This is a genomic window from Pseudomonas sp. FG47 (genome assembly GCF_057809115.1).
The window spans coordinates 181,967-204,302 of the sequence record NZ_JBMDJI010000006.1; the positions used below are offsets into that span (position 1 = coordinate 181,967).

The 22,336-nt window shown below is 64.5% G+C and carries 26 protein-coding genes; 11 read left to right on the plus strand and 15 right to left on the minus strand.

Translation table 11 applies throughout. The features are described 5' to 3' along the window. Both ACODS5_RS08100 and ACODS5_RS08105 read right to left on the minus strand, forming a co-directional pair. Positions 1–261 (minus strand): putative signal transducing protein, encoded by a 261-nt coding sequence (locus ACODS5_RS08100; RefSeq protein WP_134690067.1) that lies wholly within the window; start codon positions 259–261, stop codon positions 1–3. Next, a complete protein-coding gene (locus ACODS5_RS08105) occupies positions 261–443 on the minus strand; it encodes a CPXCG motif-containing cysteine-rich protein (protein ID WP_134690068.1) in 183 nt (60 codons plus the stop codon). Before ACODS5_RS08105 ends, ACODS5_RS08100 begins: the two co-directional genes overlap by 1 nt. Positions 444–568: 125 nt before the next feature. Between ACODS5_RS08105 and ACODS5_RS08110 the strand changes: the two genes are divergently transcribed. Continuing rightward, a complete protein-coding gene (locus ACODS5_RS08110) occupies positions 569–1,735 on the plus strand; it encodes a 1-acyl-sn-glycerol-3-phosphate acyltransferase (protein WP_489108363.1) in 1,167 nt (388 codons plus the stop codon). Positions 1,736–1,802: 67 nt separating this feature from the next. Here the strand turns inward: ACODS5_RS08110 and ACODS5_RS08115 are convergent, their stop codons facing one another. Beyond that, positions 1,803–2,063, minus strand: a complete 261-nt coding sequence (locus tag ACODS5_RS08115) for a hypothetical protein (protein ID WP_134690070.1) — start codon at positions 2,061–2,063, stop codon at positions 1,803–1,805. A 158-nt stretch (positions 2,064–2,221) separates the two neighbouring features. Between ACODS5_RS08115 and ACODS5_RS08120 the strand changes: the two genes are divergently transcribed. Beyond that, positions 2,222–2,428 (plus strand): hypothetical protein, encoded by a 207-nt coding sequence (locus ACODS5_RS08120; RefSeq protein ID WP_134690071.1) that lies wholly within the window; start codon positions 2,222–2,224, stop codon positions 2,426–2,428. 94 nt (positions 2,429–2,522) lie between these two features. On the opposite strand, the gene ACODS5_RS08125 is transcribed toward ACODS5_RS08120, so the two are convergent. Beyond that, complete coding sequence (locus tag ACODS5_RS08125; RefSeq protein ID WP_489108364.1) at positions 2,523–3,107, minus strand: YajG family lipoprotein; 585 nt, start codon at positions 3,105–3,107, stop codon at positions 2,523–2,525. Between the two features lie 196 nt (positions 3,108–3,303). On the opposite strand from ACODS5_RS08125, the gene ACODS5_RS08130 reads away from it, so the two are divergent. After that, the gene (locus ACODS5_RS08130) at positions 3,304–3,537 is read left to right on the plus strand and encodes a hypothetical protein (RefSeq protein WP_134690073.1); all 234 of its coding nucleotides are present in this window, start codon (positions 3,304–3,306) and stop codon (positions 3,535–3,537) included. 605 nt (positions 3,538–4,142) lie between these two features. Continuing rightward, positions 4,143–5,648: a malate dehydrogenase (quinone) gene (mqo, locus tag ACODS5_RS08135; RefSeq protein ID WP_134690074.1), complete on the plus strand. Its 1,506-nt coding sequence runs from the start codon at positions 4,143–4,145 to the stop codon at positions 5,646–5,648. Positions 5,649–5,853: 205 nt separating this feature from the next. Here mqo and ACODS5_RS08140 read toward each other — a convergent pair whose 3' ends face one another. The 4 genes from ACODS5_RS08140 to ACODS5_RS08155 form a co-directional block, all read right to left on the minus strand. After that, positions 5,854–6,144: a PA4642 family protein gene (locus ACODS5_RS08140; RefSeq protein ID WP_489108365.1), complete on the minus strand. Its 291-nt coding sequence runs from the start codon at positions 6,142–6,144 to the stop codon at positions 5,854–5,856. Positions 6,145–6,214: 70 nt separating this feature from the next. Then, on the minus strand, positions 6,215–6,685 hold the full coding sequence (locus ACODS5_RS08145; RefSeq protein ID WP_134690076.1) for a hypothetical protein: 471 nt from the start codon (positions 6,683–6,685) through the stop codon (positions 6,215–6,217). Positions 6,686–6,763: 78 nt separating this feature from the next. After that, positions 6,764–7,237 (minus strand): WbuC family cupin fold metalloprotein, encoded by a 474-nt coding sequence (locus ACODS5_RS08150; protein ID WP_134690077.1) that lies wholly within the window; start codon positions 7,235–7,237, stop codon positions 6,764–6,766. Between the two features lie 2 nt (positions 7,238–7,239). Continuing rightward, positions 7,240–7,797: a hypoxanthine-guanine phosphoribosyltransferase gene (locus tag ACODS5_RS08155; protein WP_134690078.1), complete on the minus strand. Its 558-nt coding sequence runs from the start codon at positions 7,795–7,797 to the stop codon at positions 7,240–7,242. Positions 7,798–7,962: 165 nt separating this feature from the next. Here ACODS5_RS08155 and upp point away from each other — a divergent pair, with 165 nt between their 5' ends. Beyond that, complete coding sequence (gene upp / locus ACODS5_RS08160; protein ID WP_134690079.1) at positions 7,963–8,601, plus strand: uracil phosphoribosyltransferase; 639 nt, start codon at positions 7,963–7,965, stop codon at positions 8,599–8,601. A gap of 2 nt (positions 8,602–8,603) precedes the next feature. After that, complete coding sequence (locus tag ACODS5_RS08165) at positions 8,604–9,878, plus strand: uracil-xanthine permease family protein (RefSeq protein WP_134690080.1); 1,275 nt, start codon at positions 8,604–8,606, stop codon at positions 9,876–9,878. 122 nt (positions 9,879–10,000) lie between these two features. Here ACODS5_RS08165 and hemH read toward each other — a convergent pair whose 3' ends face one another. Beyond that, complete coding sequence (hemH, locus tag ACODS5_RS08170) at positions 10,001–11,014, minus strand: ferrochelatase (RefSeq protein ID WP_489108366.1); 1,014 nt, start codon at positions 11,012–11,014, stop codon at positions 10,001–10,003. Between the two features lie 13 nt (positions 11,015–11,027). Next, entirely contained in the window at positions 11,028–11,933 is a 906-nt protein-coding gene (locus tag ACODS5_RS08175; RefSeq protein WP_489108367.1) for a TIGR01777 family oxidoreductase, read from the minus strand. Positions 11,934–12,121: 188 nt separating this feature from the next. Here ACODS5_RS08175 and ACODS5_RS08180 point away from each other — a divergent pair, with 188 nt between their 5' ends. The 5 genes from ACODS5_RS08180 to ACODS5_RS08200 all read left to right on the plus strand — a co-directional run bounded on the left by ACODS5_RS08180 (position 12,122) and on the right by ACODS5_RS08200 (position 17,197). Then, positions 12,122–13,108, plus strand: a complete 987-nt coding sequence (locus ACODS5_RS08180; protein WP_489108368.1) for an NAD(P)/FAD-dependent oxidoreductase — start codon at positions 12,122–12,124, stop codon at positions 13,106–13,108. A 107-nt stretch (positions 13,109–13,215) separates the two neighbouring features. Further along, on the plus strand, positions 13,216–14,184 hold the full coding sequence (locus ACODS5_RS08185) for a YbgA family protein (protein WP_489108369.1): 969 nt from the start codon (positions 13,216–13,218) through the stop codon (positions 14,182–14,184). Beyond that, positions 14,174–15,043, plus strand: a complete 870-nt coding sequence (locus ACODS5_RS08190; RefSeq protein WP_256660228.1) for a MerR family transcriptional regulator — start codon at positions 14,174–14,176, stop codon at positions 15,041–15,043. The genes ACODS5_RS08185 and ACODS5_RS08190 overlap by 11 nt, the downstream gene beginning before the upstream one ends. 22 nt (positions 15,044–15,065) lie before the next feature. Then, on the plus strand, positions 15,066–16,508 hold the full coding sequence (gene phrB, locus ACODS5_RS08195; protein ID WP_489108370.1) for a deoxyribodipyrimidine photo-lyase: 1,443 nt from the start codon (positions 15,066–15,068) through the stop codon (positions 16,506–16,508). Then, complete coding sequence (locus ACODS5_RS08200) at positions 16,505–17,197, plus strand: SDR family NAD(P)-dependent oxidoreductase (RefSeq protein WP_489108371.1); 693 nt, start codon at positions 16,505–16,507, stop codon at positions 17,195–17,197. Before phrB ends, ACODS5_RS08200 begins: the two co-directional genes overlap by 4 nt. Positions 17,198–17,346: 149 nt before the next feature. On the opposite strand, the gene murI is transcribed toward ACODS5_RS08200, so the two are convergent. The 5 genes from murI to hemA are packed head-to-tail and all read right to left on the minus strand — an operon-like array spanning position 17,347 to position 22,074. After that, positions 17,347–18,144, minus strand: a complete 798-nt coding sequence (gene murI, locus ACODS5_RS08205) for a glutamate racemase (RefSeq protein ID WP_489108372.1) — start codon at positions 18,142–18,144, stop codon at positions 17,347–17,349. Then, the gene (locus ACODS5_RS08210; protein WP_217850245.1) at positions 18,137–18,892 is read right to left on the minus strand and encodes a molybdopterin-synthase adenylyltransferase MoeB; all 756 of its coding nucleotides are present in this window, start codon (positions 18,890–18,892) and stop codon (positions 18,137–18,139) included. Before ACODS5_RS08210 ends, murI begins: the two co-directional genes overlap by 8 nt. Next, on the minus strand, positions 18,886–19,716 hold the full coding sequence (prmC, locus tag ACODS5_RS08215; protein WP_489108373.1) for a peptide chain release factor N(5)-glutamine methyltransferase: 831 nt from the start codon (positions 19,714–19,716) through the stop codon (positions 18,886–18,888). The genes ACODS5_RS08210 and prmC overlap by 7 nt, the downstream gene beginning before the upstream one ends. Before the next feature lies 1 nt (position 19,717). After that, a complete protein-coding gene (prfA, locus tag ACODS5_RS08220; protein ID WP_489108374.1) occupies positions 19,718–20,800 on the minus strand; it encodes a peptide chain release factor 1 in 1,083 nt (360 codons plus the stop codon). Then, on the minus strand, positions 20,797–22,074 hold the full coding sequence (hemA, locus tag ACODS5_RS08225) for a glutamyl-tRNA reductase (RefSeq protein ID WP_134690091.1): 1,278 nt from the start codon (positions 22,072–22,074) through the stop codon (positions 20,797–20,799). The genes prfA and hemA overlap by 4 nt, the downstream gene beginning before the upstream one ends. Between the last annotated feature and the right edge of the window lie 262 nt (positions 22,075–22,336).

Below are 22,336 nucleotides of genomic sequence, written 5' to 3' on the forward strand. Positions count from 1 at the left end.
CTAGCAGATCAGGGTTCCGGGATAACTCTCCGGTTCGTCGCCGGCAAGTGGCTGGGCAGCATTGTACGCATCGATCAACTGTCGTGCGTATTCGGCCTGCTCATCGGCCACCGCCAGGCCCAGCAAGCCCTGGATCGGCAGCTCGCCCATGGCGCCCATCAGATCACGCCCGACCAGGTGCGCCGCGATACCCTCGCTGGCCAGCATGCCCATCAACATCTGCGCCTCCAGCAGGCTTTCCGGCTCATAGATCCGTTGCATCAGTCGTTCTCACCGTAGACATCCAGCATCCACTCCTGGCCATGCACCTGCAGCACGAAGCGGATAGGCTTGCAGCACACCTGACAGTCCTCGATGTACTCCTGATCGCCCCCGGACAGGTCCACCGTGGTTTCGATTCGCTCGCCACAATAGGGGCAATCGTAGATCGCAGTTTCCAGCATCGCGGCCTCCGGGGTGACTTGTGCGTATAATTGCCGGTCTGTTTACAGGGCCTGTGTGTGTCCGAGCCGTTTTTCGGAGCCCGCCCCTACCTTATTACCCTAGCCGTTTCCAACAAGAGAGCATGATGGGCGAATTCGATGCCATCCGACCGTACGACGACGCTGAGGTCCCTGCCGTTCTGGCACGGCTGCTCAGCGACCCGGCATTCCTCGATATCCTCACCCACTTCCGCTTCCCGCGCGCGGCGGGCGCCTTCGGCTGGCTGCTCAAACCGCTGATCGCCCGACGTCTGCGCCAGGAGTTCGCCGGGGTTACCTGCGTCTCCACCCTGCAGGACAAGGTCGAGTACTACGTCGACCGCACCATCGACCGCGCCACCGACGGCGTGACCTACACCGGCGTCGAGCAGCTCAAGGCCGGTACCGCCTATTTGTTCCTGGCCAACCACCGCGACATCGTGATGGACCCGGCGTTCGTCAACTACGCGGTGTACCACGCAGGCCTGCCGACGCCGCGCATCGCCATCGGCGACAACCTGCTGCAAAAGCCGTTCGTCAGCGACATGATGCGCCTGAACAAGAGCTTCATCGTCCACCGCTCGATCAGCGGCCGCCGCGAGAAGCTGGCCGCCTACCAGTTGCTGTCGGCCTATATCAACCACTCGATCCGCCACGATTGCGTGTCGATCTGGATTGCCCAGGCCGAAGGCCGCGCCAAGGACGGTGACGACCGTACCGATTCGGCGATCCTCAAGATGTTCCACATGAGCCGCAAGGACGAGCCATTCGGCGCGGTGGTCCAGAGCCTTAACCTGACGCCAGTGTCGATCAGCTACGAATACGACCCCTGTGACCAAGCCAAGGCCCGCGAGCTATACATCCGCGCCACCACCGGCAGCTACACCAAGGCCCCGGGCGAGGACGACAACAGCATCGCTCAGGGCATCACCGGCTACAAAGGCCGGGTGCACATCAACTTCGCGCCACCGGTGACCGAGTACCACGAGGACACCAAGCAACTGGCACAGGCCATCGACCGCCAGATTCTCGGCGGCTACCGGCTGTTCCCGGTGCATTACCTGGCGTATGCGATGTGGGCAGAGCAAGACCCAGCCCTGGATGTGCCGAGCGCGGAGAAGATGTTCCCCGCCGATGAACTGGCCAGGGCCAAGCAAGAATGGCAACGGCGCCTGGACGCTTGCCCAGTGGAACACCAGCCGTACCTGGTGCAGCAGTATGCGACGCCGGTACGCAACCAGTATCAGGTCAAGCGCCAGCCGGCATCCGCCTGACCAGGTACGTGAAGGCACCTCGTGGGTGCGGGACAAGCCCGCGCCCACAGGCCAGCACCGGCAGCCTTCAGACCCAGGTGCTGAACCAGGACAACAGCAAGGCCATCGCCAGGCACGAGAAGCCAAGGATGTAGAAGTAGCGCGGCACGCGCTGCTCGAAGGCATCCACCATGCCGTCTTCCACCGCCAGGCCTGCACGGACCACCGCCTCGCGGCGTCGGGCACTGTGCAGCAACAACCCGCCTGGGCAAGTGATGATCAGGGCCAGCAAGTTGATCAATTTGGCCGGATGGGCGGCCAAGAAGCCCCAGAGCATTTGCAACGACATTGCGCGACCTCGGTATCACGTGCGGCAAAGCCGGGCATTCTACCCAAGGCCCAGCCCGTCACCGCGACTTTGCGACCAGCTGTCATTTAATTTCATCTGTCACACGCTCGTCATCAAGACAGGCCACCCTGTCGGCCTTCAACTGACCGGAGCTTGTCATGCTGCACGCCGAAAACCAGGACCGCCTCTACCTCGTCGCCCAGAGCGACGAACAGCAGGCGCTGATCGATGGCTTCGCCATCAATGTCCAGGATCGCCAGTGGCTGGTCTATTGCGCCCTCGGCGGGCATGCCCACGACGACCTGCCGGAAATCGATCCGCACACCGGGATCAGCCTGCTGGATTTCACCGTACTGGCCGCCTGAGCCTGCTGCGACTACAAATTGCCGAATTATCCGCGCCACAATAAAAAACCCGCTGCCTGAGCCCAGGCAGCGGGTTTTCTTTAGCACAAAAGCCTTACTCGCCCAGTACCTGACCGACGGTCGGGTCCTTGAACAGCCGGGTCAGGGCATCGCTGAGCACATCGCTCACCAGCTTGGTGTTGGTCTCCTGGTTCGGCGCCATGCCGAAACGCTGGTCCAGCGACGCACCGTAACGGCCACTGTAGCGACGGTTGGCGTTGGACACATCGGCACGGAAGGTGGCGCCGATGGTCGCCTCGGTCACGTACATCTTGTCCTTGGGCGACTGGTACTTGAGCTCGGCCAGGGTCACGGTCAGCTGCGGGGCGTTAGCGGCGTTGGGCGTCGGGGTGAAGCCGAGCAGGCGCACCGCGGCTTCGGCCTGGGCCTGCAGCTTGGGCACCACGTCATTGCCATTGACGGTGATGGTGCTGGTCTCGGGGTACATGCCACCGCGGGTGCCCAGCGACTGCGAAGCACGCCCATCGACCACCTTGACCACCACCGGCTGGCCATGCCCGACCGGGGCCAACTGCTGGGTGAGCTTGGGTTGCGGGCTGAGTTGTTGCGGGCTGTGGGCACAACCGGCCAGGCTCAGGCTGGCCACCGCGAACAAACCGACCAACAGACGTTGCAACATGCGCGTTTCTCCAGAAAAAGCGGCAAAGGCCCACAGTATACCTAGCGGCAAGCTTCCAGCGGCAAGCTGCAGGCAAAAGCACTTGCGCTTTTCCTTGGCGGTTGCCGCTTGTAGCTTGCAACCGCCCTTCTGTCACAATCGTTTCATGCCCCTGCGGTTATCCTCGCGTCAGCCCTCACACACAGGACTGACCATCATGGCCTCGCTCTGGACCCTGCTCTTGCACCGCCCGCGCCACGCCACTTACGCCCGCCTCGACAGCGATGGCACCTGCCTCGGTTTCAAGCAGTGCACTACAGCGCCGGGCAACGGCGCCTGGGTGCAGGTGCACGAGGCGCAACTGGCCTGGCTCGGTCGCCCGCTACCGAGCAGCGCCCGGGTTTGCGCCCGCGCAATGCAGCATTGGCAGCGACGCACCCTGTCAGCCTGATAAACGCTGCAATAAAAACCCAACAAGTACGCCCTTTCCGCCCGCGACATCGTTATAATCTCCCCCCGATTATAAGGACGTCTCCTGATCGGGCCCCGCATTCGCCGCTTGACCCCGGCACCCTCGACGCTTCGCCCACAGAGAGCCTTCCACTCAGGTCTTGCATTGGCTGTCGTGCCTGCTGTTCCCGGCCTTCCGCTTCGCATGAACCTGCGGGTTGCCATCGCGCAGTCCACTTTTGAGGTTCACGACTCCAAAAGAGCGTGAAAAAACGGTTTTTCACAACTTCACGAGAGTGTGGCGAGCAAATGAACAGTCTGGCATGTGTAAAAGCGGCAGATGTGTCCCGAACAGCCCTGAACAGACGGCAAAAGCGCTCATCCTGGATGGGAGCCTGAGGCCGGTCCATAACGCACGACGGTTCACTTGACCATAAGTCGAATTGCCGCACCTGCGGCAAACGGGGTTCAATACCTGAACACCCAAGACTGATTGGCGGTGTCCGCGGAAGTTGCAAGAACTGCGAAGAGTCGGACATGGCGATCCTGGCCACCCCAGGGATCCTATGCTGTCAATTAGGTGCTGTAGATTGTGGAGACGCGTTAATGGCGCAGAACGAATCGGTTGATGTGGTACTGGTAGGCGCGGGCATCATGAGTGCCACCCTGGCCGTACTGCTCAAGGAGCTCGACCCGACCCTCAAACTGGAGGTCGTCGAGGCGATGGACTCCGGGGCCGCGGAGAGTTCCAACCCCTGGAACAACGCCGGTACCGGCCATGCCGGCCTGTGCGAGCTGAACTATACCCCGCAGGCCGCCGATGGCAGCATCGACATCAAGAAGGCCGTGCACATCAACACCCAGTTCGAGGTTTCCCGCCAGTTCTGGGCGTACCTGAGCAAGAAGGGCAGCTTCGGCTCGGCGCGCGCGTTCATCAACCCGGTGCCGCACCTGAGCTACGTCGAGGGTGACAAGGGCGTTTCCTTCCTCAAGAAGCGTTTCGAGATGCTCAAGCAGCACCACGCCTTCGCCGAGATGGAATACACCGAAGACAAGGCCGTGATGAACGACTGGATGCCGCTGATGATGCCAGGCCGTCCGGCCGACCAGCACATCGCCGCCACCCGCGTGCTCAAGGGCACCGACGTCAACTTCGGCGCCCTGACCAACAAGCTGCTCAAGCTGCTCGGCGACACGCCGGACACACAGGTCAAATACAGCAAGAAGGTCGTCGGCCTGCGCCGCAACGGCAGCGGCTGGACCGTGAGCATCAAGGACGTCAACAGCGGCGGCAGCCGTGAAGTCGACGCCCGCTTCGTCTTCCTGGGTGCCGGTGGCGCCGCCCTGCCACTGCTGCAGCTGTCCGGCATCCCGGAAAGCAAAGGCTTCGGTGGTTTCCCGGTCAGCGGCCAGTGGCTGCGTTGCGACAACCCGGAAATCGTCAAGCAACACCAGGCCAAGGTCTACAGCCAAGCCGCCGTTGGCGCGCCGCCGATGTCGGTACCGCACCTGGACACCCGCGTGGTCGATGGCAAGAAATCGCTGCTGTTCGGACCTTACGCCGGCTTTACCACCAAGTTCCTCAAGCACGGCTCGTTCATGGACCTGCCGCTTTCGGTGCGCATGGGCAACATCGGCCCGATGCTGGCCGTGGCCCGCGACAACATGGACCTGACCAAGTACCTGGTCAGCGAAGTGATGCAGTCGATGGAACAGCGCCTGGAATCCCTGCGCCGCTTCTACCCCGAGGCCAAGGCCGAGGACTGGCGCCTGGAAGTGGCTGGCCAGCGCGTGCAGATCATCAAGAAGGACCCGAAGAAAGGCGGCGTGCTGCAGTTCGGCACCGAGCTGGTCTCGGCCCAGGACGGCAGCCTGGCCGCACTGCTCGGCGCCTCGCCAGGCGCTTCGGTGACCGTTTCGATCATGCTCGAGCTGATCGAACGCTGCTTCCCCGAGCAGGCCAAGGGTGCCTGGGCCGCCAAGCTCAAGGAGATCTTCCCGGCACGCGAGAAGACCCTGGCCACCGACGCGGCCCTGTACCACAAGATCAGCGCCGACAACGATGTGGCGCTGGAACTGGTGGAGAGCAGCCCGGCCAAGCATTACGCCTGATCCGGCTGAAACGAAAAAACGCCCTTCGGGGCGTTTTTTTGTGCCTGTCTCGCCAGGCTGACCTCCCTCTTGTAGGAGCGGCCTTGTGTCGCGAAAGGGCTGCAAAGCAGCCCCGGCAATGTTACAGGAATGCTGAAATCTGGGGCCGCTTCGCGCCCCTTTCGCGGCACAAGGCCGCTCCTACAGGAGAAGCCGAAAGGTGAAATCAGCCGCGGGCGTTGTCGATGATCTCGATATACTCCGGCGCATTGCGCTGGTCGGCGATGGCCTCGACGAAGGTCTTGCCATGCTCGTCCTTGCCGTCAAGGTCGTAACCGGCCTCGACGAAGAAGCCCACATAGCGCTCGAAGTCGTCGACACGCAGGCCACGATAGGCCTTGATCAGCTTGTGATGCGACGGCGAGGTCAGGCCATCGGCCGGCTCGAACTGCAGGAAGGTCTTGATGTAGTCATCGCTGATCTCATCACCAATCACTTGTTTCTTGTCTTTACGCATCGCCGACTCCAACTGGGCCATCACGGGCATTTTCAAAGGCCGGCAGTTTACCCTCGCGCAGCGACGAGCCTCAACGCGTACGTACGCTACCGGTGTGCAAGTCGGCCCAGATATGACCATTGGCATAGGTGAGGAACTGCACGTAGAGGGTCTCGTTGCGCAGCAGGTCGACGATCACCCGGTAATCGGCCAGCGGGTAGTTCAGGGTCAGGGTGCGGGTTTTGTCGTCATACACCGGCTTCTTCAGGCTCTTGCCACCCTCGCCATCGAAGTTGACCAGCACCTGGCCAATGGTCGCGCCCTTGCTCAGCGGCTTGCCTTTAAGGCGCATCTGCAACGAAGCAGTGATAGGGATCGGCTGCTGGTCGGACTGGCGCTGGGTGCCGACCACCACGCTGTAGTCGGTGACCTGCAGCAGTTGCTGGCTGGTCGGTGCCTCCTGGCGCAGGGAAAGATCGTCTGGCGGGAGAAACTGGCTGTGCAGCGGGGCGGCGGACAACGGCAGGCTCACCGCCAGCAGCAGGGGGACGATCGCACGCATGTGAGGCTCCTTGGCATGAGCAGGCACTCTACGCACAGGCCTCATCACGGGGCAAGCCCGCACCGCCGCGAAAGACGGTCAGTCGAACTGCGCGCGCATCCAGGCGTGGTACTCGGCAACCTCGGGCTCCCCTTCGCGCGGGGCCCAGTGGGCATGCTCGCCTTCGCCCAACGGGCGATAGGGCCCGGCCTTGCCTTCGAACAGCACGCTATCCTGCTCGAGCACCACCAAGCCATGGTAAGTGCCTGGCGTCAGGTCGACGCCCAGGCACTCACCGCCTGCCTGCAGTACACGCTTTTCGATTACCACGCCCTGATCATCGAAGATCAACAGCCCCAGGCGCCCCTTGAGTACGACCAACACTTCGGCCTTGTCGTCGCTCAGGTGCCGATGCGGCGCAATGTAGGTAGACGGTTGCAGGCCGACCGCCAGGCGGTGGCAAGGCTCGTGCATTTCATGGAAATTGTGGTGATGCCGGCCACGCGGACTATCGGTGGCTTTTTGCGCCAGCTCGGCGAACAACGACTGATCGAGGTAAGCGGGCTGGCGCATGCTCACAACCCCTTGACGGCGAAGATGCCGTTGGCGTTGCGCCAGTAGCCCTTGTAGTCCATGCCGTAGCCGAAGATGTAGCGGTCCACGCAGGACAGGCCGAAGTAGCTGGCTTTCAGGTCCGGGCTGGCCTTGCGGTCGTGGTCCTTGTCGATCAGCACGGCAGTGTGCACCGCACGGGCGCCGGCATGCTTGCAGAACTCGATGATCGCGCTGAGGGTGTGGCCTTCGTCGAGGATGTCATCGACGATCAGCACGTCACGGTCGATGAACGACACTTCCGGCTTGGCCTTCCAGAACAGCTCACCACCGCTGGTCTGGTTGCGGTAGCGGGTGGCATGGATGTACGAGACTTCCAGCGGGAACTGCAGGTGGGTCAACAGCTTTCCGGCGAAGATCAGGCCACCGTTCATCACGCAGAACACAACCGGGTTCTTGTCGTGCAGGTCAACGCAGATGCGTTTGCCGACCTCGGCGATGGCCACCTCGACCTCGGCTTCGTTGTACAGGCAATCAGCCTCGTGCATCACTTGACGGATATGCTCGAGATCGGCGGACATGGCGCGCTCCAGGGGGTGCATTTTGGAAAAGCGGGCAAAGGTACGCATCCGCTCGTCTCAGATCAAGCCTTTATGGACTAACGTGCACAATGACTGCACGACATCAAGGACTGAATAGATTAATCTAGCGCGGTTTTTTTGCCCGCCTCCCGGAGCCCTCCCCCTATGCCTACTCGTGAGATCCGCCATCCGCTGATCCGCCACAAGCTCGGCCTGATGCGCCGTGCCGATATCAGCACCAAGAATTTTCGCGAACTCGCCCAGGAAGTCGGTGCACTACTGACCTATGAAGCCACCCAGGACCTGCCGCTCGAAACCTACGAGATCGACGGCTGGTGCGGCAAGGTGCAAGTCGAGAAGATCGCCGGCAAGAAGATTACCGTGGTACCGATCCTGCGCGCTGGTATCGGCATGCTCGACGGCGTGCTCAGCCTGGTGCCCGGCGCCAAGGTCAGCGCCGTCGGTGTCGCCCGCAACGAGGAAACCCTCGAAGCCCACACCTACCTGGAAAAGCTCGCGCCGGACATCAACCAGCGCCTGGCCCTGATCATCGACCCGATGCTGGCCACCGGCAACTCGATGGTCGCCACCATCGACCTGCTGAAAAAAGCCGGCTGCAAGGAGATCCGCGCCATGGTCCTGGTCGCGGCCCCCGAAGGTATCGCCGTGGTGGAAAAAGCCCACCCGGACGTGCAGATCTACACCGCCTCGATCGACCAGCGCCTTAACGAACACGGCTACATCGTTCCAGGCCTGGGCGATGCCGGCGACAAGATCTTCGGCACCAAGCAGAAGGACGCCTGACCATGCAGGACGGCTTCAACGACCCGCTCTGGCGCCAGGTCGTTTCGGGCGCGCAGATGCTCTTCGTGGCATTCGGCGCGCTGGTGCTGATGCCGCTGATCACCGGCCTGGACCCTAACGTGGCGCTGTTCACCGCCGGTATCGGCACCCTGCTGTTCCAGCTGGTCACAGGCCGTCAGGTCCCGGTATTCCTGGCCTCGAGCTTTGCCTTCATCACCCCGATCATCCTTGCCAAGGGCCAGTTCGGCCTGGCCGAGACCATGGGCGGCGTGATGGCTGCTGGGTTCGTGTACACCTTCATGGGCCTGATGGTGAAGATCAAGGGCACCGGCTTCATCGACCGCATGTTGCCGCCGGTGGTGATCGGCCCGGTGATCATCTCCATCGGCCTGGCCATGGCGCCGATCGCCGCCAACATGGCGATGGGCAAGGGCGGCGACGGCGCCGCGCTGATGCCCTACAAGACCGCCATGCTGATCTCCATGCCGGCGCTGCTGACCACGCTGATCGTCGCCGTGTTCGGCAAGGGTATCTTCCGCCTGGTGCCGATCATCGCTGGCGTGCTGGTGGGCTTCGCCCTGTCGTTCGCCTTCGGCGTGGTCGATACCGCCAAGATCGCCGCCGCGCCCTGGCTCGAGGTGCCCAATTTCACCGCGCCAGCGTTCAACTGGCAGGCCATCCTGTTCATCGTCCCGGTCGCCCTGGCACCGGCGATCGAGCATATCGGCGGAGTGATCGCGGTGGGCAGCGTGACCGGACGCGACTACCTGAAGAAGCCGGGCCTGCACCGCACCTTGCTGGGCGACGGCCTGGCGACCACAGCCGCCGGCCTGTTCGGCGGGCCGCCCAACACCACCTACGCCGAAGTGACCGGCGCGGTGATGCTGACCAAGAACTACAACCCGAAGATCATGACCTGGGCGGCGATCTTTGCCATCACCCTGGCCTTCATCGGCAAGTTCGGCGCGCTGCTGCAGAGCATCCCGGTACCGGTGATGGGCGGCATCCTGTGCCTGTTGTTCGGTTCGATCGCGGCGGTGGGCATGAACACCATGATCCGCCACAAGATCGACCTGGCCGAAGCCCGCAACCTGGTGATCGTCTCGGTGACCCTGGTGTTCGGTATCGGTGGCGTGCTGATCGGCAGCGGTGACGGCCCGGATGACTGGGGCCTGAAAGGCATCGCGCTGTGCGCGGTGGTGGCCATTGCCCTGAACCTGATCCTGCCGGGCAACGACGGCTGGAAGAACAAGAAGCTGGACGATCAACTGCCTTAAGTCTTTCTTGACATCCTGGGGCCGCCTTGCGGCCCTTTCGCGGCACAAGGCCGCTCCTACAGACGATGTAGGAGCGGCCTTGTGCCGCGAAAGGGCTGCAAAACAGCCCCTCTATACAAATCTCAAGCCTTCTCGCACATCCCCGCCAACGCCTTCACCCACTCCGGGTGCTCATTCAAGCACGGCACCAGCACCAACTCCCTGCCGCCCGCCTCGATGAACTGCTCGCTGCCGCGCATGCCGATCTCCTCCAGCGTCTCGATGCAGTCGGCAACGAACGCCGGGCACATCACCAGCAGCTTCTTCACTCCAGCCTTGCCTAACTCGTCCAGCCGCGTTTCGGTATAGGGCTCGATCCATTTGGCCCGCCCCAGGCGCGACTGGAACGACACCGACCACTTGCCCTCGGGGATACCCATCTTCACCGCGAACGCCCGTGCCGTGGCCAGGCACTGGCCGCGATAGCACACCGCGCGCATCTCGGCGCTGGCGTCCTTGCAGCAGTCGGCGGCCTGGAAGTCGTGCTGGCCGGTGGGGTCGAGCTTCTTCAGGTGCCGCTCGGGCAAGCCATGGAAGCTCAGCAGCAGGTGATCGTAGCCCTGCTCCAGGTAGGGCCGGGCACTGGCAGCCAACGCCGCGATGTAGTCGGGGTGCTCGTAGAATGGCTGCAAGATGCGGGTTTGCAGGGGCAGCTTGCGTTCGGCGATGGTCTGCCTGGCCAACTCGACCACCGTGGTCACCGTGCTGTCGGCGAACTGTGGATAAAGCGGCGCCAGGGTCACCTTGCGCACGCCTTGGGCTGCCAGGCGCTCCAACACCTCGGGCAGCGCCGGCTGGCCATAGCGCATGGCGATTTCCACCGGGCCATGGGGCCAGTGGGCCGTCATCGCCTGTTGCAAGCGCCGGGTCAGCACCACCAGCGGCGAGCCCTCGTCCCACCAGATCGACGCGTAGGCGTGGGCCGACTGCTCCGGGCGCTTGATCAGGATCAGCGACACCAGCAGCCGACGCACCGGCCAGGGCAGGTCGATCACGTATGGGTCCATCAGGAACTGGTTGAGATAACGGCGCACATCGGCCACCGAAGTTGAAGCCGGCGAACCCAGGTTGACCAGCAGCAGGGCATGATCGGTCATGCAGCGTCCTATGTCAGAGGCGGCTGGACAGGTCGTCCAGGGCCGATTGCAGATCGTTGAAGCGGAACGTGAAGCCCGCCGCCAGCAAGCGTACCGGGCGGGCACGCTGGCCACCGAGCAACAGCGTCGACAGCTCGCCGAGCCCGGCCTTGAGCAGCAACGCCGGCACCGGCATGAACGCCGGACGGTGCAGGGCGCGGCCCAGGCACTTGGCGAATGCGCGGTTGCGCACCGGCTCTGGCGCGCAGGCATTATAAGGACCGCTGGCGTCGTTATGCTGCACAAGAAAATCAATCAAGGCGATCTGGTCGTCTATATGGATCCATGGCATCCACTGCCGACCATCGCCCAACGGCCCGCCCAGGCCCAGTTTGTACGGCAGGCGCAGGCGCGACAAAAAGCCGCCATCGGCGGCCAGCACCAGCCCCGTGCGCACCAACACCACACGAATGCCAAGGGCCTGGGCGCGTTGCGCGGTTTCTTCCCAGGCGATGCACAGCTGGCTGGCGAAGTCCTCCTTCACCGGCGGCGAGGCTTCGCTCAGCTCACGTTCGCCGCCATCGCCATACCAGCCCACCGCAGAGCCCGACACCAACACCTGCGGCCGTTGCTCGCGGCTTGCCAGCCAGGCCAGCAGCTGCTCGGTCAGGGTCACCCGGCTGGCCCACAACAAGGTGCGTCGGGCCGCCGTCCAGGGCCGGTCGGCAATCGGCGCACCGGCCAGGTTGATCACCGCATCCACCCGGTCATCGCTGGCGATTTCCTCAAGCCGGGCGACCCCGCGAACATCGCGGCCACAGATTTTCGCCACCTCCCCGGGGCGGCGGCTCCATACGCTCAGGCGATGCCCCTGTTCCTGCCACAGCTGGCAGAGGTGTTGGCCGATCAGGCCGGTACCGCCGGTCAGCAATATATGCATGGCTGTGTCCTCACACTTGGCGGCCGTGGTCTATTTTTAAGATCAAGGCACTTTTTTGACCGAACGCTCTCGGATAAACATAGGCCAACCTGTCCTAATCGAGCGGAATAACCTTATACAAAGATTGTGCATTGTACAGGTTTGCCTGGCAGCGTAGGCTGCATACAGCTAGGTTCGAAGAGGCCATCATGACAGTACCTATTGCCATCATCGGTGCCGGTATCGCCGGCCTGTCCGCCGCCCAGGCTCTGCAAAAGGCCGGGCAGACCGTCCACCTGTTCGACAAGGGCCATGGCAGCGGCGGCCGCATGGCCAGCAAGCGCAGCGATGCTGGCGCGCTGGATCTCGGCGCCCAGTACTTCACCGCCCGCGACCGGCGCTTCGTCGAGCAGGTGCACCACTGGGTAGACGCCGGCTGGGCGGAGCAGTGGAAGCCCCAGCTGTACAACTACCGCGATGGCGAGCTGACCCCATCCCCCGACGAGCAGGTGCGCTGGGTCGGCGTGCCGCGCATGAGCGCCATCACCCGCGGCCTGCTCAAGGATGTCACGGTCAACTTCGGCTGCCGTATCGCCGAAGTGTTTCGCGGCAAGCAATACTGGCACCTGCAGGACACCGAGGGATGCAGCCATGGGCCGTTCAGCCGCGTGGTGATCGCCGTGCCCGCCCCCCAGGCCACACCGCTGCTGGCCGCCGCGCCGAAGCTCGCCGCGGTCGCCGCCGGCGTGCAGATGGAACCGACCTGGGCCATCGCCCTGGGCTTTCAGACCCCGCTCGACACCCCCATGCAAGGCTGCTTCGTGCAGGACAATCCACTCGACTGGCTGGCACGCAACCGCAGCAAGCCGGGGCGTGACGAACAGCTCGATACCTGGGTGCTGCATGCCACCTCCAGCTGGAGCAAGCACCATATCGACCTGCCCAAGGAAGAGGTGATCGAACAGTTGTGGGGCGAGTTCGCCGAACTGGTCGGCTGCGTGGTGCCAGCCCCCACGTTCGCCCTCGCCCACCGCTGGCTGTACGCACGCCCGGCGGGCAACCACGAATGGGGCACACTGGCCGATGCCGACCTGGGCCTGTATGCCTGTGGCGACTGGTGCCTGTCCGGTCGGGTCGAAGGGGCGTGGCTCAGCGGCCAGGAGGCGGCAAGGCGCCTGTTGGCGCATCTGGAATAGCGCGTCAGCAGACTTATACAAAAAAGTTGCTTTGTATAAGTTTGCATTTGTGCTGGAATTGACTTGTACAACCTGTGCAATCTGTACAAGTCACTTCGGAGACAGCGATGAACGCGCCCTCGCTCGCCCACAAGCCACGCCTGGCCATCAGCGCCTGCCTGACCGGCCAACCGGTGCGCTACAACGCCGGCCACAAAGCCTCCAACCTGTGCCTCGAGCTGCTTGGCCAGCACTTCGACTGGGTGGCGCTATGCCCGGAGGTGGCGATCGGCCTGGGCACCCCGCGCGAACCGATTCGTCTGGTGGGCGCCCCCGAGCACCCTGCCGTGGTCGGCACGCGCAATGGCGGCACCGACCTGGCCGGGCCATTGCGCGCCTACGCCGAGCAGATCGCCGAGGAAGTCGACGACATCTGCGGCTACATCTTCATGCAGAAATCGCCGTCCTGTGGCCTGGAACGGGTCAAGGTCTACCAGGACGACGGCCGCCCTGCCCAGCAGGGCGGTCGTGGCGCCTACGCGGCGGCATTCTGCGCACGCCGCCCGGACCTGCCGGTCGAGGAAGAAGGCCGCCTGCACGACCCGGTCCTGCGGGAAAACTTCATCGCCCGGGTCTACGCCTACGCCGACTGGCAGCAGCAGCTGGGCCAGGGCCTGAGCCGCGGCGCGCTGATCGCTTTCCACTCGCGCTACAAATACCTGCTGATGGCCCACAACCCTGAAGCCTACCGCCGCCTGGGCCGTTTACTCGGCAGCCTGCGCCGCGACGACGATCCGGCGCTGGTCGGCCCGCGCTACTTCAGCCAACTGATGCAGGCCCTGCGCCGCTGCGCCAGTCGCGGCACCCACGGCAATGTGCTGCAGCACCTGAGCGGCTACCTGCGCAACGACCTTGGCCAGGCGGACAAGGCGGAGCTGCAGCAGATCATCGGCCAGTACCAGCAGGGCGTGGTGCCCTTGGTGGTTCCCCTGACCCTGCTGCGCCACCACCTGCGCAAGCACCCTGACCCGTACCTGTTGCAACAGGTCTACCTACAACCTCACCCCCTCGAACTGGGACTGCGCAATGCCATCTGACCCCCTGTTGCCCATTGGCGAGGTCGCCCGCCTGACGGGGGTCAACCCCGTCACCCTGCGCGCCTGGGAACGCCGCTACGGGCTGATCAAGCCGCAGCGCACGGCCAAGGGCCATCGGCTTTATCCACAGGACCAGGTACAGCGGGTCCAGGACGTGCTGCGCTGGCTGGACCGCGGCGCTGCGGTGAGCCAGGTACGCGAACTGCTTGACCATGCCGCCGAAGCGCCAGCGCCGATCCAGGGGGAATGGGGCGCGCGCATCGAACAGCTGATCGACGCCGTCGCCCGTCTGGCCCAACGCCCGCTGGACCAGTTGCTGAACCAGGCAATGGCGCTGTATCCGGCGGTGACCGTCTGCGAGCGCCTGCTCCTGCCCCTGCTCGATGCCTTGCACCTGCGCTGGCAGACCCACTTCGATGCCCGCCTGGAGCAAGTGTTCTTCCATACCTGGCTACGCAGCAAGCTGGGCGCGAGGGTGTACCACGACAACCACTCCCTGGCCGGGCCCTGCGTACTGCTTGCCCGCACCGACGATACGCTCTTCGCTGCCGAGTTCTGGCTCAGCGCCTGGCTGCTGAGCAGCAGTGGCCAGGCACTGGAGATCCTCGAGTGGGCGGTGGAACCACGCCAGTTACGCCACGCCATCGAGCAATTGCAACCCCGCGCCCTGGTGCTGCACCTGGGGCGCCACCCGGACCTGGCCGGGCTCACCCGTGCCTTGCACGACGTCACCGGCCCCAAACTCCTGGGTGGCGCCGCGGTCCTTATCCATGAGACCACGCTCAAGGCCATGGCCCTGCCCGGCCTGCAGCTGTTCGATACACCAGCGGCCGCGCTGCGCGCGCTCCAGCAATCATGACCGTTCACAAGGCGCTCTCTGCATGCAACTGATCTGGCTGCGCAACGACTTGCGCATCGACGACAACACCGCCCTGGCGGCCGCCTGCCAACGTGGGCCGACCCTGGCCCTGTGGGTCGCCAGCCCCGGTCAGTGGCAAGCCCACGACGATGCGCCCTGCAAGGTCGACTTCTGGCTGCGCAACCTGCGCCAACTGCGCCAAGCCCTCGAAGCACTGAACATTCCGCTGCTGATCCGCAGCACCGACACCTGGGCGACGGTGCCGCAGTGCGTGCTGGCGGTCTGCCGGGAGCACAATGTGCAAACCGTGCACTGGAACGACGAATACGGCCTCAACGAAGCCCGCCGCGACCAGGCTACCCGGCAACTCCTGCGCCAAGCGGGCGTCGATGCCATTGGCCACCTCGACCAGTTGCTGTTCCAACCGGGCAGCATCCTCACCCGCAGCGGCCACTACTTCCAGGTGTTCAGCCAGTTCAAGCGCGTCTGCCTGGAGCACCTGCACCGTGACGTGCCGGCCTTGGCCCGGCCTGTGCGCCGGCAGGCGGCGATGGCGATCGCCAGCGACCCGATTCCCCAGCATATCGACGGTTTCGAAGCCCCCAGCGAGGCGCTGCGTCGGCACTGGCCAGCCGGCGAAGACGAAGCGCGGCAACGTTTGACACGCTTCGTCGACGAACGCATCGAAGACTACCAGCAATGGCGCGACCTGCCGGCCAAGGCCGGCACCAGCCAGCTCTCGCCCTACCTGGCGGCGGGCGTGCTCTCCCCGCGTCAATGCCTACATGGCGCATTGGCCGGCAACCGCGGCGAGTTCGACAGCGGCAACGTCGGCGTGCAGACCTGGGTCAACGAACTGCTCTGGCGCGAGTTCTACAAACACGTGCTGGTGGGCTACCCGCGCGTTTCGCGACATCGCGCCTTCCGCCCACAGACCGAGGCCCTGCCCTGGCGCACCGCGCCCGACGACCTGCAAGCCTGGCAGCAAGGCCGTACCGGCTTTGCCATCATCGATGCGGCCATGCGCCAATTGCTGCACACCGGCTGGATGCACAACCGCCTGCGCATGATCGTTGCCATGTTCCTCAGCAAGAACCTGCTGATCGACTGGCGCCACGGCGAGCGGCATTTCATGCGCCATCTGATAGACGGCGACCTGGCCGCCAACAACGGTGGCTGGCAGTGGAGCGCGTCGACCGGCACCGACGCGGTGCCCTATTTCAGGATCTTCAACCCGATCAACCAGTCGCAGCGCTTCGACCCGCAGGGGCGTTTCATCCGTCATTGGCTACCTGAGTTGCAGGCGCTGGACGATAAATCGATTCACTACCCCGTGAAATCTGCCGATCTATTTGCTACTAATAATTACTCGAACCCAATAGTCGATCTCGAAAGCAGTCGTCAGCGGGCATTGGCGGCCTTCAAGGGCTTGTCCGGCTGGCAGGATCAGGGGGCCTTGCCTTGAGTACAAAACGCAGTTTCTGGGTTACAGGCGCCAGCCAGGGATTGGGCTTGGCCATGGTGGAACAGTTGCTCGATCAAGGGCATCGAGTTGCCGCCAGTGGCAGGGATAGCCATGAGCTCGACGCCTTGGGCGCCCACCATGGGGCCAGTTTGCTGCGTCTGCCCGGTCTGTTGACCGAGGCCAGCCAGGCCGCTGCCATCCACCAGCGGCTACTGGACAAGTGGGGGGCACTCGACGGCCTGATCATCAACGCCGGTGCCTGCGACTACCTGCCGGACAACACCACGCTTGGCAACCTGTTCGAGAGGATCGTGCAAAGCAACATGAGCGCCACAGAAAGCGCGCTCAACTGCGCCCTGTCGGCGCTGATGAAAGGTAAGCAGCCGCAGGTGATGGTGATTTTCAACCGTTACTCGGCCTTGCAATTATATAACCCGACCCAGCCACCCAGCGGCGTCAACAGCCTACCCCAAGGGGTGCGCGAGCAACGCCAGCTGTTGCTGGACCGAGGCATCGACCTGACCGTGGTGGCGCCGCCGGCACTGAGTGTATCGTTGCCACCTGAAGCCTGGACCGCGCAGAGCGCCGCGGCAGTGCTGATTGCAGAGCTGGAGCAGCGCGACCCCGAACTGATGCTCGAGGCCCTGGGCATGAACAACCTGTGGCCGTTGCCGGAACATGTGCGCTAACCAAGCGCCGCGATGGATGGCACCGGCCATGCCGGTGTTCGCCGGCAAAGCCGGCTCCTACAGCGTTATCCCGGCCACCCCCGACCCGTAGGAGCCAGCCTTGCTGGCGAACCAGGCGCCGCGGCACACGGCACCGGCCATGCCGGTCCCTACAGGGGGAAACGCTGCACGCTGGCGGTACTTGTCCACAGCAGCGGCAACACCCGCTGCAAACCATCGGGATCGGCACTGCTCCAGAACTCGGTAGCCCGCGCCGGCCCCTCGGCCAGCAGCTCGCGCGCGACCAGCAAACGCTGCAGTTGCCGCGCCACGGCCGCGCCGGTGTCGATGATCGCAAGCTCAGCGGGCACCATCTCGGCCAGCAGCGGACGCAGGAAGGGGTAATGGGTGCAGCCAAGGATCAAGGTATCGCAACCGGCCGCCAACAAGGGTTGTACATAGCCCAGCAGCAATTGGCGCAGTTGCGCACTGCTCAGGTCTCCCGCCTCGATACGCTCGACCAACCCAGGGCAAGGCTGGGTAACCACCCGCACATCGCTGGCGAAACGGTCGAGCAAGGCGGCGAACTTGGCGCTTTGCAGCGTGCCGGTGGTGGCCAGCACGCCCACCACGCCGGAACGGGTCGCCGCCGCCGCCGGCTTGACCGCAGGCTCCATCCCCACCAACGGCCAATCCGCATACAGCTCGCGCAGGTCGGCCACCGCCGCCACGGTCGCCGTGTTGCAGGCCAGGACCATGGCCTTGGCGCCCTGCGTCTGGAAGAACCCAGCGATATGGCGCAGGCGTTGGCGGATATAGTCCGGTGATTTCTCACCATAGGGCACATGGCCGCTATCGGCGACGTACAGCAGCGATTCGTTGGGCAGCAAGCGCTGGATCTCGGCGAGCACCGACAAGCCGCCGACCCCCGAGTCCATCACGCCCACCGGCGCCGAACGCTCAGCCATGGCGGTTGGCGCACACGGCGCAGGCGGGGTCGCGCTTGACCCGCAGTTCGCGCATGCGCGTGCTCAGCGCATCGATCAGCAGCAAGCGCCCCACCAGTGGCTCGCCGAAGCCTGCCAGCAGCTTCAACGCCTCGAGGGCCTGAAGGCTGCCCACCAGGCCGACCAACGGGCCGATGACCCCAGCTTCGCTGCAGGTCAGCTCGGCCTCGCTACCATGGCCGTACAGGCAGTGGTAGCAAGGGCTACTGTCGCGACGGGTGTCGAACACCGACAACTGCCCCTCGAGGCGGATCGCCGCGCCGCTGACCAGCGGCTTGCCGGCCGCCACGCAAGCGGCGTTGACCGCCTCGCGGGTGGCGAAGTTGTCGGAGCAATCCAGCACCACATCGACCGCCGCCACGGCAGCGGCCAGCGAATCCTCGTCGAGCGCCCGACGATGGGCAACCAGGGCAATCTCTGGGTTGATCGCCAGCAGGCGCTTGATCGCAGAGTCGACCTTGCTCATGCCAACGCTGTCGCTGTCATGGATCACCTGGCGCTGCAGGTTGGTCAGGTCAACGGTGTCGAAGTCGGCCAGGTGCAAGGTGCCGACACCCGCGGCAGCCAGGTACAGCGCCACCGGCGAGCCGAGCCCGCCGAGGCCGATCACCAGGGCCTTGCCATGTTTCAGGCGCAACTGGCCGTCGATATCCACCTGCGACAGCAGGATCTGACGGCTGTAGCGCAGCAGCTCCTGGTCGCTCAGCATGGCAGGCGCCCCAGGCTGATACGCTCATGGCCACCCAGGTCGACCCGGCTGGCGACCTCGCCGAAACCGGCCGCGACCAGCAACGCGCGCACGGCAGGAGCCTGGTCGTAACCATGCTCGAGCAGCAACCAGCCACCGGGCACCAGGTGCGCAGGGGCCTGGGCAACGATCACCCGCAGGTCGTCCAGGCCGTCCTCGCCGGCCACCAGGGCACTGCTCGGTTCGAAACGCACATCGCCGGCCACCAGGTGCGGATCGGCGGCACGGATATAAGGCGGGTTGCTGAGAATCAGCTCGAAGCGCTCATCGACCAAGGCCTCGAACCAGTGGCTGCGGCGCACCTGGACATTGCCCAGGCCCAGGCGCTGGCGATTGCGCTCGGCCAGGGCCACGGCCTCGTCGACACGGTCGACGGCGCTGACCTGCCAGGCCGGGCACTCATTGGCCAAGGCCAGGGCGATGGCCCCGGTGCCGGTGCCCAGGTCGAGCACCCGGGCCGGCGTGCCGGGCAGCAGCTCGAGCGCGGCCTCCACCAGCAGCTCGGTATCGGGGCGCGGGATCAGGGTATGCGGCGCCACTTCCAGGTCGAGCTTCCAGAACCCTTGCTGGCCGAGGATATAGGCCACCGGCTCACCGCCGCGACGGCGTTCGAGGTAACCGGCAAAGGTCTCGGCCGCTTCGCTGCTGACGATCCGCTCGGGCCAGGTGTGCAAGTAGCTGCGCGACTTGCCCAGGGCCGCGGCCAGGAGCAGTTCGGCGTCCAACCGCGCGGTTGGCGACTCCGGCAACTGCGCGTTACGCAGCAGGCTGGCGATGATGGTCATCTCAGTCTCCCAGGGCGGCCAGCTGATCGGCCTGGTATTCAGCCAGCAGCGGCTCGATCACGGCCTCCACGCCCCCGGCGAGGACATCGTCCAGGGAGTAGAGGGTGAGGTTGATACGGTGGTCGGTAACCCGGCCCTGTGGATAGTTGTAGGTGCGAATGCGTTCGGAACGGTCGCCCGAGCCCACCAGCAGCTTGCGCTCGCTGGCGATGGCGCTCTGCGCGGCGCTGGTCTGCATGTCGTTGAGCTTGGCCGACAGCCAGGACATGGCGCGGGCACGGTTCTTGTGCTGCGAGCGCTCTTCCTGGCACTCGACCACGATACCGGTGGGCAAGTGGGTGATGCGGATGGCCGAGTCGGTCTTGTTGACATGCTGGCCGCCGGCACCGGAAGCGCGGTAGGTGTCTACCCGCAGGTCGGCCGGGTTGATCTCGATCGCCACCTGCTCGTCGGGCTCGGGCAGCACCGCCACGGTGCACGCCGAGGTGTGGATACGGCCCTGGGATTCGGTCTCGGGCACCCGCTGCACACGGTGCGCGCCGGACTCGAACTTGAGCTTGCCATAGACGCTATCACCCTCGACGCGGGCGATGATTTCCTTGTAGCCGCCGTGCTCGCCCTCGTTCTCGGAGAGGATTTCCAGGCGCCAGCCGCGTTTCTCGGCATAGCGCGAGTACATGCGGAACAGGTCGCCGGAGAAGATCGCCGCCTCGTCGCCGCCGGTGCCAGCGCGGATTTCCAGGAACACGTTGCGCCCGTCGTTGGGGTCCTTGGGCAACAGCATGCGCTGCAACTGCGACTCCAGGCCAACCAGTCGCTCCTTGGCTTCGCGCACTTCCTCGACGGCCATCTCGCGCAGGTCGGGGTCGGCGTCCTTGAGCAGCGCCTGGGCGCCCTCGAGGTCGTCCTGCACCTTGCGCCACTCTTGATAGGCGCCGATCACCGGCTCGACTTCGGCGTACTCGCGCGAGTAGGCGCGAAAGCGCGTCTGGTCGGAAATGACTTCGGCGTCACCAAGCAGCGCGGTGAGTTCCTCGAAGCGGTCCTGGAGGGTGTCCAGTTTATTCAGCAGCGACGCTTTCATTGCGGGGATTTATCCGTCGAGCCCTCGTCGAGGGCAAAGAGTTCCTGGGCCATGGCCAGCGCATCGAGGCGGCCTTCGGCGGAGAGCTTTTTCAGTTGCACGCTGGGCGCATGCAGGAGTTTGTTGGTCAGGCCCCGGGCCAGTTGCAGCAGCACGTCCTCGGGGTTGCCACCGTTGGCCAGCAAACGCTGGGCCTTTTGCAGCTCTTCGTCGCGCAGGCGCTCGCTCTGTTGGCGGTAGGCCCTGAGCACGTCCACCGCGGCCAGCTCGCGCAGGCGCACCATGAAGTCGTCGGCACCGGCCGAAACCAGCTCTTCGGCAGCCTGGGCCGCGCCCTGACGGCTCTTGAGGTTTTCCGCGACCACTTCGTGCAAGTCGTCGACGGTATACAGGTAGACGTCGTCCAGCTCGCCGACCTGTGGCTCGATATCCCGTGGCACGGCGATATCGACCATGAAGATCGGCTTGTGCCGGCGCTGTTTCAGGGCGCTTTCCACCGCGCCTTTGCCGAGGATCGGCAACTGGCTGGCGGTGGAGCTGATGACGATGTCGCTGTTGACCAGCTCTTGCGGGATATCGGACAACAGCACGGCGTGGGCGCCGAACTGTTCGGCCAGGATGCTGGCGCGCTCGAGGGTGCGGTTGGCCACGACGATGCGGCGCACGCCCTGCTCGTGCAGGTGGCGGGCGACCAGGGTGATGGTCTCGCCGGCGCCGATCAACAGGGCTTGGCTGCGGCCCAGGTCGGAGAAGATCTGCTTGGCCAGGCTGACTGCGGCGAAAGCCACCGACACTGGGTTCTCGCCGATCGCGGTGTCGGTGCGCACCTGCTTGGCGGCGCTGAAGGTGGCCTGGAACAGGCGCCCTAGCAGCGGACCGACGGTGCCGGCCTCGCGAGCCACCGCATAGGCCGACTTCATCTGGCCGAGGATCTGCGGCTCGCCGAGCACCAGCGAGTCGAGGCCGGAGGCCACGCGCATCATGTGCTTGACGGCGTCGTGGTCCTCATGGACGTAGGCGCTGGCGCGCAGTTCGTCGAGGCTCAGCTGGTGGTAGTCGGCCAGCCATTGCAGCACGGTGTCGGCGGCGAGGTGGTCCTGCTCGATATAGAGTTCACTGCGGTTGCAGGTCGACAGGATCGCCGCCTCGCGGCTGGCGGTCAGTCGGCACAGCTGCTGCAGGGCGTCGACCAGCTGTTCTGGAGTAAACGCCACGCGCTCGCGTACGTCTACCGAGGCAGTCTTATGGTTGATACCAAGTGCAAGAAAGGCCATGCAAGGTCGCTGATAGGGACGTGAAGCCGGTAATTGTCCTACTTCGCAGGTTCCAGAACAACCACCGTTCGCTATTGTGCTGATGAGGCCAGGCTATCGACCGCCCCGCGCGCGCCCATACTCGCATCTCTATCGGCTTGCGCCTTTGCCTTTGCCTTTGCCTTTGCCTTTGCCGATCAAGAGGCTAACGCCAAACCTTGCGAGCGATAGCTGCGCCAGTGCAGGCGCCGCCCCTAACTTCGCGACTTCAGGAGGCCGAACG

What these genes read in the sequence shown, in the direction of transcription:
- ACODS5_RS08100 (WP_134690067.1), bottom strand. Translation starts at nt 261, where the DNA reads ATGCAACGGATCTATGAGCCGGAAAGCCTGCTGGAGGCGCAGATGTTG.
- ACODS5_RS08105 (WP_134690068.1), bottom strand. Translation starts at nt 443, where the DNA reads ATGCTGGAAACTGCGATCTACGATTGCCCCTATTGTGGCGAGCGAATC.
- ACODS5_RS08110 (WP_489108363.1), top strand. Translation starts at nt 569, where the DNA reads ATGGGCGAATTCGATGCCATCCGACCGTACGACGACGCTGAGGTCCCT.
- ACODS5_RS08115 (WP_134690070.1), bottom strand. Translation starts at nt 2,063, where the DNA reads ATGTCGTTGCAAATGCTCTGGGGCTTCTTGGCCGCCCATCCGGCCAAA.
- ACODS5_RS08120 (WP_134690071.1), top strand. Translation starts at nt 2,222, where the DNA reads ATGCTGCACGCCGAAAACCAGGACCGCCTCTACCTCGTCGCCCAGAGC.
- ACODS5_RS08125 (WP_489108364.1), bottom strand. Translation starts at nt 3,107, where the DNA reads ATGTTGCAACGTCTGTTGGTCGGTTTGTTCGCGGTGGCCAGCCTGAGC.
- ACODS5_RS08130 (WP_134690073.1), top strand. Translation starts at nt 3,304, where the DNA reads ATGGCCTCGCTCTGGACCCTGCTCTTGCACCGCCCGCGCCACGCCACT.
- mqo (WP_134690074.1), top strand. Translation starts at nt 4,143, where the DNA reads ATGGCGCAGAACGAATCGGTTGATGTGGTACTGGTAGGCGCGGGCATC.
- ACODS5_RS08140 (WP_489108365.1), bottom strand. Translation starts at nt 6,144, where the DNA reads ATGCGTAAAGACAAGAAACAAGTGATTGGTGATGAGATCAGCGATGAC.
- ACODS5_RS08145 (WP_134690076.1), bottom strand. Translation starts at nt 6,685, where the DNA reads ATGCGTGCGATCGTCCCCCTGCTGCTGGCGGTGAGCCTGCCGTTGTCC.
- ACODS5_RS08150 (WP_134690077.1), bottom strand. Translation starts at nt 7,237, where the DNA reads ATGCGCCAGCCCGCTTACCTCGATCAGTCGTTGTTCGCCGAGCTGGCG.
- ACODS5_RS08155 (WP_134690078.1), bottom strand. Translation starts at nt 7,797, where the DNA reads ATGTCCGCCGATCTCGAGCATATCCGTCAAGTGATGCACGAGGCTGAT.
- upp (WP_134690079.1), top strand. Translation starts at nt 7,963, where the DNA reads ATGCCTACTCGTGAGATCCGCCATCCGCTGATCCGCCACAAGCTCGGC.
- ACODS5_RS08165 (WP_134690080.1), top strand. Translation starts at nt 8,604, where the DNA reads ATGCAGGACGGCTTCAACGACCCGCTCTGGCGCCAGGTCGTTTCGGGC.
- hemH (WP_489108366.1), bottom strand. Translation starts at nt 11,014, where the DNA reads ATGACCGATCATGCCCTGCTGCTGGTCAACCTGGGTTCGCCGGCTTCA.
- ACODS5_RS08175 (WP_489108367.1), bottom strand. Translation starts at nt 11,933, where the DNA reads ATGCATATATTGCTGACCGGCGGTACCGGCCTGATCGGCCAACACCTC.
- ACODS5_RS08180 (WP_489108368.1), top strand. Translation starts at nt 12,122, where the DNA reads ATGACAGTACCTATTGCCATCATCGGTGCCGGTATCGCCGGCCTGTCC.
- ACODS5_RS08185 (WP_489108369.1), top strand. Translation starts at nt 13,216, where the DNA reads ATGAACGCGCCCTCGCTCGCCCACAAGCCACGCCTGGCCATCAGCGCC.
- ACODS5_RS08190 (WP_256660228.1), top strand. Translation starts at nt 14,174, where the DNA reads ATGCCATCTGACCCCCTGTTGCCCATTGGCGAGGTCGCCCGCCTGACG.
- phrB (WP_489108370.1), top strand. Translation starts at nt 15,066, where the DNA reads ATGCAACTGATCTGGCTGCGCAACGACTTGCGCATCGACGACAACACC.
- murI (WP_489108372.1), bottom strand. Translation starts at nt 18,144, where the DNA reads ATGGCTGAGCGTTCGGCGCCGGTGGGCGTGATGGACTCGGGGGTCGGC.
- ACODS5_RS08210 (WP_217850245.1), bottom strand. Translation starts at nt 18,892, where the DNA reads ATGCTGAGCGACCAGGAGCTGCTGCGCTACAGCCGTCAGATCCTGCTG.
- prmC (WP_489108373.1), bottom strand. Translation starts at nt 19,716, where the DNA reads ATGACCATCATCGCCAGCCTGCTGCGTAACGCGCAGTTGCCGGAGTCG.
- prfA (WP_489108374.1), bottom strand. Translation starts at nt 20,800, where the DNA reads ATGAAAGCGTCGCTGCTGAATAAACTGGACACCCTCCAGGACCGCTTC.
- hemA (WP_134690091.1), bottom strand. Translation starts at nt 22,074, where the DNA reads ATGGCCTTTCTTGCACTTGGTATCAACCATAAGACTGCCTCGGTAGAC.